The organism is Kitasatospora sp. NPDC056184, assembly GCF_042268405.1.
In the GTDB taxonomy this organism is placed as follows: Bacteria; Actinomycetota; Actinomycetes; order Streptomycetales; family Streptomycetaceae; genus Kitasatospora.
Genome location: NZ_JBHJUI010000049.1, coordinates 17,651 through 26,495 on the forward strand (window position 1 = coordinate 17,651; position 8,845 = coordinate 26,495).

Annotated in this window: 9 protein-coding genes; 5 read left to right on the forward strand and 4 right to left on the reverse strand. The window is 73.0% G+C overall.

Annotated features, from left to right (window positions below; all coding sequences use genetic code 11):
• Positions 1 to 12: 12 nt before the first annotated feature.
• Together ACFC0B_RS40520 and ACFC0B_RS40525 are read right to left on the reverse strand one after the other, a co-directional pair.
• The gene (locus tag ACFC0B_RS40520; protein WP_376098439.1) at positions 13 to 285 is read right to left on the reverse strand and encodes a hypothetical protein; all 273 of its coding nucleotides are present in this window, start codon (positions 283 to 285) and stop codon (positions 13 to 15) included.
• A 69-nt stretch (positions 286 to 354) separates the two neighbouring features.
• Entirely contained in the window at positions 355 to 888 is a 534-nt protein-coding gene (locus ACFC0B_RS40525; protein WP_376098442.1) for an NUDIX hydrolase, read from the reverse strand.
• Between the two features lie 241 nt (positions 889 to 1,129).
• On the opposite strand from ACFC0B_RS40525, the gene ACFC0B_RS40530 reads away from it, so the two are divergent.
• Positions 1,130 to 1,765: a hypothetical protein gene (locus tag ACFC0B_RS40530; protein WP_376098445.1), complete on the forward strand. Its 636-nt coding sequence runs from the start codon at positions 1,130 to 1,132 to the stop codon at positions 1,763 to 1,765.
• A gap of 52 nt (positions 1,766 to 1,817) precedes the next feature.
• On the opposite strand, the gene ACFC0B_RS40535 is transcribed toward ACFC0B_RS40530, so the two are convergent.
• The gene (locus ACFC0B_RS40535) at positions 1,818 to 2,357 is read right to left on the reverse strand and encodes a hypothetical protein (RefSeq protein WP_376098448.1); all 540 of its coding nucleotides are present in this window, start codon (positions 2,355 to 2,357) and stop codon (positions 1,818 to 1,820) included.
• A gap of 69 nt (positions 2,358 to 2,426) precedes the next feature.
• Positions 2,427 to 3,836 (reverse strand): LCP family protein, encoded by a 1,410-nt coding sequence (locus ACFC0B_RS40540; RefSeq protein ID WP_376098451.1) that lies wholly within the window; start codon positions 3,834 to 3,836, stop codon positions 2,427 to 2,429.
• A gap of 213 nt (positions 3,837 to 4,049) precedes the next feature.
• Here ACFC0B_RS40540 and ACFC0B_RS40545 point away from each other — a divergent pair, with 213 nt between their 5' ends.
• From ACFC0B_RS40545 to ACFC0B_RS40560, 4 genes are all read left to right on the forward strand, one after another.
• Positions 4,050 to 4,127: a putative leader peptide gene (locus tag ACFC0B_RS40545; RefSeq protein WP_376098469.1), complete on the forward strand. Its 78-nt coding sequence runs from the start codon at positions 4,050 to 4,052 to the stop codon at positions 4,125 to 4,127.
• Positions 4,128 to 4,314: 187 nt separating this feature from the next.
• Complete coding sequence (gene ssuE / locus ACFC0B_RS40550; RefSeq protein ID WP_376098454.1) at positions 4,315 to 4,869, forward strand: NADPH-dependent FMN reductase; 555 nt, start codon at positions 4,315 to 4,317, stop codon at positions 4,867 to 4,869.
• Positions 4,870 to 5,261: 392 nt separating this feature from the next.
• A complete protein-coding gene (locus ACFC0B_RS40555; protein ID WP_376098457.1) occupies positions 5,262 to 6,050 on the forward strand; it encodes an ABC transporter ATP-binding protein in 789 nt (262 codons plus the stop codon).
• A gap of 22 nt (positions 6,051 to 6,072) precedes the next feature.
• Positions 6,073 to 8,631: an ABC transporter permease gene (locus ACFC0B_RS40560; protein ID WP_376098460.1), complete on the forward strand. Its 2,559-nt coding sequence runs from the start codon at positions 6,073 to 6,075 to the stop codon at positions 8,629 to 8,631.
• Positions 8,632 to 8,845: the final 214 nt, after the last annotated feature.

An 8,845-nucleotide genomic window follows, 5' to 3' on the forward strand; every position in this document is an offset into this window, starting at 1 on the left:
GGACGCCGGCCGTCAGGCGTCCGGTGGGGTTGCCGGGTGCGGTACGAAGAGGCTCGCCCGGCACCACGCCCGCCCGGTCTCGCGGAGGCAGAGCCTGTCCAGCCGCACCGCTGACGGATCGAGCCCGGTGTCCGAGCTCCGGAGCCGCCGGACGAAGGCGAGGAACTCCGACTCGTCCCCGGTCTCGAAGAGCACCTCCCACCGGCCGTTCTCCGGCGCGAAGCGGGCGACGGACCGCTGCGCCGCCTCGTGCTGCCGACGTCTTCTCCTGCGCTGCCCGGGCATCGGTCCAGGATCCGCCGGGCCGCGCGCCGGGGCAAGGGAGTTGTTTGTTCCGCCCGCAGCTCTACCGCCCTACAGCAGGCCGAGGTGGTCGAGGCCCAGGTAGGCCGGGCCCACGTCGGTGAGCCGGCCGCGGTGCAGCACGGTGGAGCGGAACTCCGCGAGATCCATCAGCACCACCTCGATGAACTCGTTGCGGTCGTGCGCGAGCCGGGCGGTGGGGGTGCAGTCGGTGGCGACGCAGGCGTAGCGCACGCCGTTGGAGTAGGCGTCGTGCCAGGTCGCGGTGACGAGTTCGACCGTGCCCCGGTAGCCGGTCTCCTCGGCGAGTTCGCGGGCGGCGGCGTGCTCGGGCGACTCTCCCGCGTCGACCATGCCGCCCGGCAGTTCGTACAGCACGGTCTGCGGGCCGGGCCGGAACTGGCGGGTCAGCACGATCCGCCGGTCCGGCGTCAGGGCGACGACGGCCGCGGCCGCGTACTCGTTGGCGAGGTGGTAGACCTCCTCGCGGCCGTCGGGCATCGCGAAGGTGACCCGGTCGGCGCCGCGTCCGTACGCGCTGTGGATCGGCTCCCGGTGGAGCTCCCGCCAGTGTGCGTCGCCCATCGGCACGGACTCCTTCCGTACGGCGCGCTTGCGGCGCGTTCCAGGCGCGCGCCGGTGGCCGGGGGCGCGCGCGGCGTCGTGTGCAGGCGCAGAATAGCCGCGCGCCGCCCGCTCCGGGGGGATTCGCCGGAATCGCGCGCCGCGACCAAGCGTGCGCCATATGCTGCGCGAGGCGCGGCCGGCCCGCCACCGGGGTGGCCGCGACACGTTCAACTCCGTTTCGCGGCAAGGTGGTTCACCCATGAGGCAGAAGAGTCGGCGCAAGGATGACGGTGAGGTGACCTTCGAGCAGGTGACCGTCCTCTCCTTCGAACCGCAGGGTGACCTCCGGGTCGACAGGGACGGCCGGGTCCTGTTGCTGGGCGAGCCCGCGAGTCTGACCCGCATCCCGGTCCGGATCGCCCGCGAGGACATGACGATCAAGCACATCGCGGGCTACTGGGTCACCTGGGCCGAGTGGTTCGGCCCGGACGACATCCGCAACCACGCGCGCTGGGTCCCCGACGAGGAGTACGTCCGTCCGGGCGAGGGCGGCCTCGACGGGCGGCTGGAGGTCACGGTGTCCGCGTACTGGGCGGTGGAGATCGAGCCGCACCGGGCGCGGCTGCGGACCAGTGAGGCCGTGGTCACCTTCCCGCCGGGGGAGGGGCTGCGCGAACTCGTCCTGGAGCGCCCCCAGTCGCAGCACCCGGCCACCCTCGTCGTCCATCTGACGCGCGCCTGCTGGACGGACGGGCGCGGCGGCCAGGTGATCCACCACGGCTTCGCGGGTGAGCGGGAGGGCGTCGCGGGGGAGGGCGACGGCTGGCGGGGCGAGCCCGTCCACCGGTACGCGGAGTGCGCGACCGGCCACCTCCCGGGCGTGGCCGGCCGCTGAGCGTCCTTCGGCAGCGCCGTCCTCCGCGCTCGCCTCGCCGACGCCCGACCGCTCAGCCGAGCGCCTGCACCCCCGCCACCGGACCTCCGGCCACCGGTCCTGCTTCCGCGCGACCCACCACCGCGCCGGCCGCCGCACCGGCCGCCCCCGCCGGCCACCCCGCCCGCAGGCCCACCCTGCGGGCGGGGGCGCCGGCCCAGATCTCGCCCGGCCCGGTCGATCGGGTCAGCACGGCGTTCGCGCCCACGACGGTCCCCGCGCCGACGGTCAGCACGCCCTCCTTGCAGACCACCTTGGCCCCCGCGCACAGCACCGCGCCGTCCTCCACCACCACCCGCCGCATCGCGCTCTCCTCCTGCGGCACCCACGGGTCGGCCCGCCCGACGGTCACGCCGTTGTACAGCGTCACCCCGGCGCCGAGCGTCGTGTACGGGTGCAGCACCGTCCCGAAGCCCCGGTGGAACACGATGAGCCCCGGCCCGATCTCGGCGGCGGCCGGCACCTCCATCCCGTAGAACGCGAGCGCCTCCTGGACCAGGCGGCCCAGGAGGCGGTGGCGGCGGCGGTAGATCAGCGCGGTGACGAGTGACATCCGCCCATTGTGTCGGCGCGGTCACGGTGAGTCACGCACCCGCGGGGCGGCGCAGCGCGCCGGGGCCGGCTACTTCACGTCCGGCACGGCGGTGTCGTTGCGGAAGGCGTCGAAGACCTGCTTGGCCTTCGCGGTGTCCCACTTCACCGCCGACTCCCCGGTGTTGGTCTTGAAGTCCGGGTTGGCGATCGGCACCGTGATGCTCTTGCCGCTTCCGCCGTTGACGTCCTTCATGGCGAGGAAGAGCGAGCCCAGGTCGGTCAGCCCGGCGTCGTCGTCGACGATCAGCGTGCCGAGGCCGGAGGAGACCAGCGGGTAGAACGTGAACGGGTTGAGCACGGTCGCCGGCGAGGCCGCCTGCTTGGCCAGCGCGCCGAGGAACTTCTGCTGGTTGCGCATCCGGCCGAGGTCCTGGTCGGCCATCTGGTGGCGCTGGCGGACGAAGGCGAGCGCCTCGGTGCCGTCGAGGGTCTGGCAGCCCGCCTTGAGGTCCAGCCCGGAGTCCTTGTCCTTGACGTCCTGCTCGATGCACATGTCCACGCCGCCGACCGAGTCGACGATGCCCACGAAGCCGGCGAAGCCGATCTCGGCGTAGTGGTCGATGCGGATGCCGGTGTTCATCTCGACGGTCTGCGCGAGCAGCTTGCCGCCGCCCGCCGCGAACGCGGAGTTGATCTTCGAGGTGGTCGCCTTGACGGGCTTGCCGTTCTCGCCGGTGTGCTCGGGGATCGGCACCCAGGAGTCGCGCGGGATGCTCATCAGGGTGTTCCCGTTGTCCCCGACGTGCAGGACCATCATCGAGTCGCTGCGCTTGCCGCCCGCGTGGCCGGTGTGCAGGTCCTCCTCCTGGGAGTCGGAGAGGCCGTTGCGGCTGTCGGAGCCGACGATCAGCCAGTTGGTGCCCTTGCCCGCGGCCGGCCGGCCGGGGTAGTCGGCGAGCACCTTCTCGTGGTTGAGCTTGGAGTCCGCCCAGAACCAGGTGGAGACGGTGGTGACCATCAGGGCGATCAGCACGCCGAAGACCGACCACTTGACGATCCGGCGACGGGGCCAGCGCGAGGGGCCGGCGGCGGGCGCCTGCGGCCCGCCGGGGGATATCGGCCCGCCGGGCGCGCTGGGGCCGCCCGGAGCGCCGGAGCCCTGCGACGGCACCCCCGGCCGGGCGCCCGGCCGGCCCGGCTGCCCGGGCTGCCCCGGCTGCCCGTGCCCCTGGCCGGGGCCGTAGCCCTGCGCGGGCCCGAACCCGGGCGCCTGCGGCTGCCGCGCCTGCTGCCCGGGCTGCGCCTGCGGCCGTGCCTGGGGCTGTGCCTGCGGCTGGGGCTGCCGGGGCGCCGGCGCGCCCGGCCCGCGCGGGTTCAGCGAGGCGGGCAGCGGCGGCTCGGCGCCGCCGCCGTTGCCGTACGCGCCGCCACCGCCACCGTTGCCGCCGCCGTACGGGTTCCCGCCGCCGCCCGGGCGGCCCTCCTGCCACGTGTTCATGTGGGAGAGGATGCCCGACACCGGGACCGGCGACTCCCCCCGGGGCCCCCACCAGGGCCCTTGTAGCAGTTTTGATGCACGCACCGGATCGTTCCGCGGCAAGGTGCCGACGACCCGCACCCCGCGTCCCCGTCTCACCATCCGTCTCACCTGGTGTTCGCCTGGCGGGACGATCCTTGACCGTCCCGAACGGTGCGTGTTTGCATGACTGCCATGGATCAGCGATGGACCCTCACGCGTCGGCGGCACGTCGACCTTCTGCGTGTGTCCTGTTCGCTCTGTTGTGGCTGACGCACACCCGTCGAACCCCACCACCGTCCTTCTCCCCCCTTCTCGACGCTGCCCACGCAGTGCGCTCACCGCTGCCCGCCGGTAGGCCGGTCCCGGTCCGCCCGGCGGTCCCCGCCCGGTCCGCCCGCGCCCGTTGAGTGCCCCGTGCTGCCGAAGCGCCGCCCCGCTTCCTCCCCGAGGTGAACCCATGGCCACCATCCTGTCCGTCTCCGGCTCCCCGTCCCCGACCTCCCGCACCACCCGACTGCTGCGCCTCGTCGACTCGCGGCTGGAGGAGCGCGGCCACCGCGTCGTCCCCTTCGAGGTGCGCAGCCTGCCCGCGCAGGCGCTGCTCTCCGCCGACCTGTCGCACCCCGAGCTGGCCGCCGCCCTGGAGCTCTTCGCCGAGGCCGACGGCGTGGTGATCGGCACCCCGGTCTACAAGGCCGCGTACTCGGGCCTGCTCAAGGCGCTGCTGGACGTGCTGCCGCAGTACGCGCTGCGCGACAAGGCCGTCCTGCCGCTCGCCACCGGCGGCTCCACCGCGCACGTGCTGGCGGTGGACTACGCGCTGCGGCCGGTGCTCAGCTCGATGGGGGCCGACCACATCACCCAGGGCTGGTTCGTGCTGGACCGTCACATCACCGTCCGGGAGGACGGCACGACCGTGATCGAGCGCGAGACCGACGTGCTGCTGCGACCGGTCGTGGAGGCGTTCGCGACCGCCCTGGAGCGCCGGGCCGCCCCGGCCCTGGCCTGCTGACGCCCCTGCCCGGGCGTCCCGACGCCCGGGCCCGCGGGCCCCTTCGGGCCATCCCAGGCCCCGCCCGGCGAAAACCGCCGGGCGGGGCCTCCTTACGGGCGGACCCTGACCGGGCCCCGGGCGACCCCTAGGGGGAGGGGTCGGCCACCCCGTACAACTCCGGTTGGGCCGCTTCCTCCCGGCGGATGACGAGGGGACGGGCGCCGACTCCTAACGTTGTCCACATCCCCGCCCGTCCGAGGCGGACCCGGTGCGATCGGGTCCGGGCCCTCGGTACACCGGCAGGGTGAAGCTAGCTCCCGGTCGAAAACTATCCCCTGCGCGATGTCGCCGGACGGGTGGAACGGACGAGGCTGGGGGCAACGGGTGGGCCCACTTCTTAGGAGACGACAGTGACGACGGCAGCAGCAGCCGTGTACGACCCCCAGCTTCCCGGCGGTTCCGCCGCCGTCGCCGCCTCGGCTCGTCAGGTGACCAAGGCCTACGGCTCCGGCGAGACCAGGGTCACCGCCCTGGACGCGGTCGACGTCGACATCCAGCGCGGCCGCTTCACCGCGATCATGGGCCCTTCGGGTTCCGGCAAGTCGACCCTGATGCACTGCCTGGCCGGTCTGGACACGGTGACCGAGGGGCGGATCTGGATCGGCGACACCGAGATCACTGGTCTGAAGGACAAGCAGCTCACCAGGCTGCGCCGGGACAAGATCGGCTTCATCTTCCAGGCGTTCAACCTCCTGCCGACGCTGAACGCGCTGGAGAACATCACGCTCCCGATGGACATCGCCGGCCGCAAGCCGGACCAGGCCTGGCTGGACCGGGTGGTGGAGACGGTCGGCCTCTCGGGCCGGCTGAAGCACCGTCCGACGCAGCTCTCCGGCGGCCAGCAGCAGCGCGTCGCGGTGGCCCGGGCGCTGGCCGCGCGTCCCGAGATCATCTTCGGTGACGAGCCCACCGGGAACCTCGACTCCCGCTCCGGCGCCGAGGTGCTCTCCTTCCTGCGCCGCAGTGTCGACGAGCTGGGCCAGACCATCGTGATGGTCACCCACGACCCGGTCGCCGCCGGCTACGCGGACCGCGTGCTCTTCCTCGCCGACGGCGTGATCGTCGACGAGATGCACGCCCCGACGGCCGACTCCGTCCTCGAACGCATGCGCCGTTTCGACGGCAAGCGCACCAGCTGAGCGGGCAGGGGCGTACAGGATCATGCTGCTCAAGACGTCACTGCGGAGCTTCTTCGCCCACAAGGGGCGGATGCTGCTCTCCCTGATCGCGGTCGTGCTGTCGGTCGCGTTCGTGTCCGGGACGCTGGTGTTCTCCAACACCGCGACCAGCACCTTCGACAAGCTCTTCGCGTCGACCGCCTCCGACCTCTCGGTCCGGCCCGCCAAGCCGGAGTTCGGCGACGACCGGCGCGCGAAGGCGCTGACCGTACCCGTCGACAGCGTCACCAAGGTCGCCGCGATCCCCGGGGTGAAGACGGCGATCGGTCAGGTGTCGGTCCAGAGCGCCACCATGGCCGACCCGGCCACCAACAAGCGGGTGGGGCCGACCTCCGGTGCCCCGACGATCGTCGGCAACTGGGCGGACACCCCGCGCAACGCGGTCGAGATCACCTCCGGCCACGCTCCGCAGGGCGCCGACCAGGTCGTCATCGACGCCGACACCGCCAAGAAGGCCAAGCTCGCCATGGGCGGCCGGCTGCGCCTGATCACCACCGACAAGCACGACTTCACCATCGTCGGCATCGCCACCTTCAAGACCACCAACCCGGGTGCGGCGCTGGCCTTCCTGGACACCGCCACCGCGCAGACCGTGCTGCTCGGGCAGAGTGCGTACACCTCCGTCGAGGTGTTCGGCGACGGCAGCCGCTCCGACGAGCAGCTCAAGTCCGCCGCGCTGTCCGGGCTCGGCGCCGGCGTCGAGGCGAAGACAGCCGCCGAGCAGAAGGAGGAGAACGCCGACAGCGTCGGCTCCTTCCTCGACTTCATGAAGTACGCGATGCTCGGCTTCGCCGGCATCTCGCTGCTGGTCGGCGGCTTCCTGATCATCAACACCTTCTCGATGCTGGTCGCCCAGCGCACCCGGGAGATCGGCCTGCTGCGCGCCGTCGGCGGCAGCCGCAAGCAGGTCAACCGCTCGGTGCTGGTGGAGGCGCTGCTCCTGGGCACGGCCGGGTCCACGCTGGGCATCGGCGCCGGCCTCGGCCTGGCGGTCGGGCTGATCCAGCTGATGAACGCGGTCGACATGCACCTCGACGCCGGGGACCTGAAGATCGGCGCGGACGTGTTCATAGCCGGGTACGCGGTGGGCGTCGTGATCACCGTGCTCGCCGCCTGGATCCCGGCCCGCCGGGCCAGCCGGATCGCGCCGATCGCCGCGCTGCGCGACCACGGCACCCCGGCCGAGCCCCGCTCCAACACCGTCCGGGCGGTCATCGGCCTGGTGCTCACGGTCGGCGGCGCCGGTCTGCTGGCGCTGGCCGCGAAGGCGGAGAAGATGGCCACCGGCGGCCAGTACATCGGGCTGGGCGTGCTGTTCACCCTGGTCGGGTTCGTCGTCCTCGGCCCGCTGCTGGCCACCACCCTGGTCCGGGTGCTCGGCGCCGCGCTGCCCGCGCTGTTCGGCCCGTCCGGCAAGCTCGCCCAGCGCAACGCGATGCGCAACCCGCGCCGCACCGGCGCGACGGCAGCCGCGCTGATGATCGGTCTGGCGCTGGTGATCGGCGCCTCGGTCTTCACCTCCACGGTGATCAAGTCCACCAATGTGCAGATCGACCGCTCGGTGGGCGCCGACTACATCATCTCGGCCGGTCAGAACGGCGTCTCCCCGGAGATCGTCGACGCCGTCCGCAAGACCTCGGGCATCGACCACGTCACCGAGCAGAAGTACCTGCCCGCGCGCTTCGGCGCACCGGACGGCAAGACCTCGGAGGAGGGCGTCTCGGCGGTCTCCGCGCGGTTCGCCGAGGACTTCCGGCTGCCGGTCAAGGAGGGCAGCGCCGACTCCCTCAAGCAGGGGGCGCTGGCGATCGGCGAGGACTACGCCAAGGACCACGGCCTCAAGGTCGGCGACAGCATCAAGATCGACTACGGCCAGGGCCGGGTCCAGTCGCTGCCGGTCGGCGTCATCATGACGAAGGGCAACTCGCTCTTCGACGGCAACACCTTCGCGTCGTTGGAGGCCGTCGCCAAGGCGGTGCCCGCCGCCGACCTGCCGGTGGACGCCGTGCTCTTCGGCAAGGCCGCGGCCGGCGTCGACGTCGCCAGGACGCTCAACGCCCTGGAGGACGCGCTCAAGGAGTACCCGCAGGCCACGGTCCGCGACCAGGCCGGCTACAAGGACCTCGTCCAGGAGCAGGTCAACACGCTGCTCTACATGATCTACGGGCTGCTCGGCCTGGCGATCGTGGTCGCGGTGCTCGGTGTGGTCAACACCCTGGCGCTCTCGGTGGTCGAGCGGACCCGTGAGATCGGCCTGCTGCGGGCGATCGGGCTGTCCCGCCGCCAGCTGCGCCGGATGATCCGTCTGGAGTCGGTGGTGATCGCCCTGTTCGGCGCCGTGCTCGGCACCGGGCTCGGTCTGGCCTGGGGTGTCACCGGCCAGCGGGTGCTGCGGACGCAGGGGCTGGAGGCGCTCTCCGTCCCGGTCGCCACGATCCTCTTCACGCTGGCGGCCTCGGTGGCCATCGGCCTGCTGGCCGCCCTGATCCCGGCCTTCCGGGCCGGGCGGATGAACGTCCTCGCGGCGATCGCGACGGACTGACCGGAGGCGACCCCCGGATCGGGGGATCGGGGGTCGCACCGGAGAACACGGAGAACACGGGGGAGACGGGGACCGGGGGGAACCGGGGGAGGGGGGGGGGGGCGCGGGGCCCCCCCCCCCCCCGGGGGGGCGGGGGGGGGCGCCGGGGGGGGGGGGCCCCCCCCCCCCCCGCCCGGGTGTGGTCCCCCCCCCCCCCCCCCCCCCCCCCCCCCCC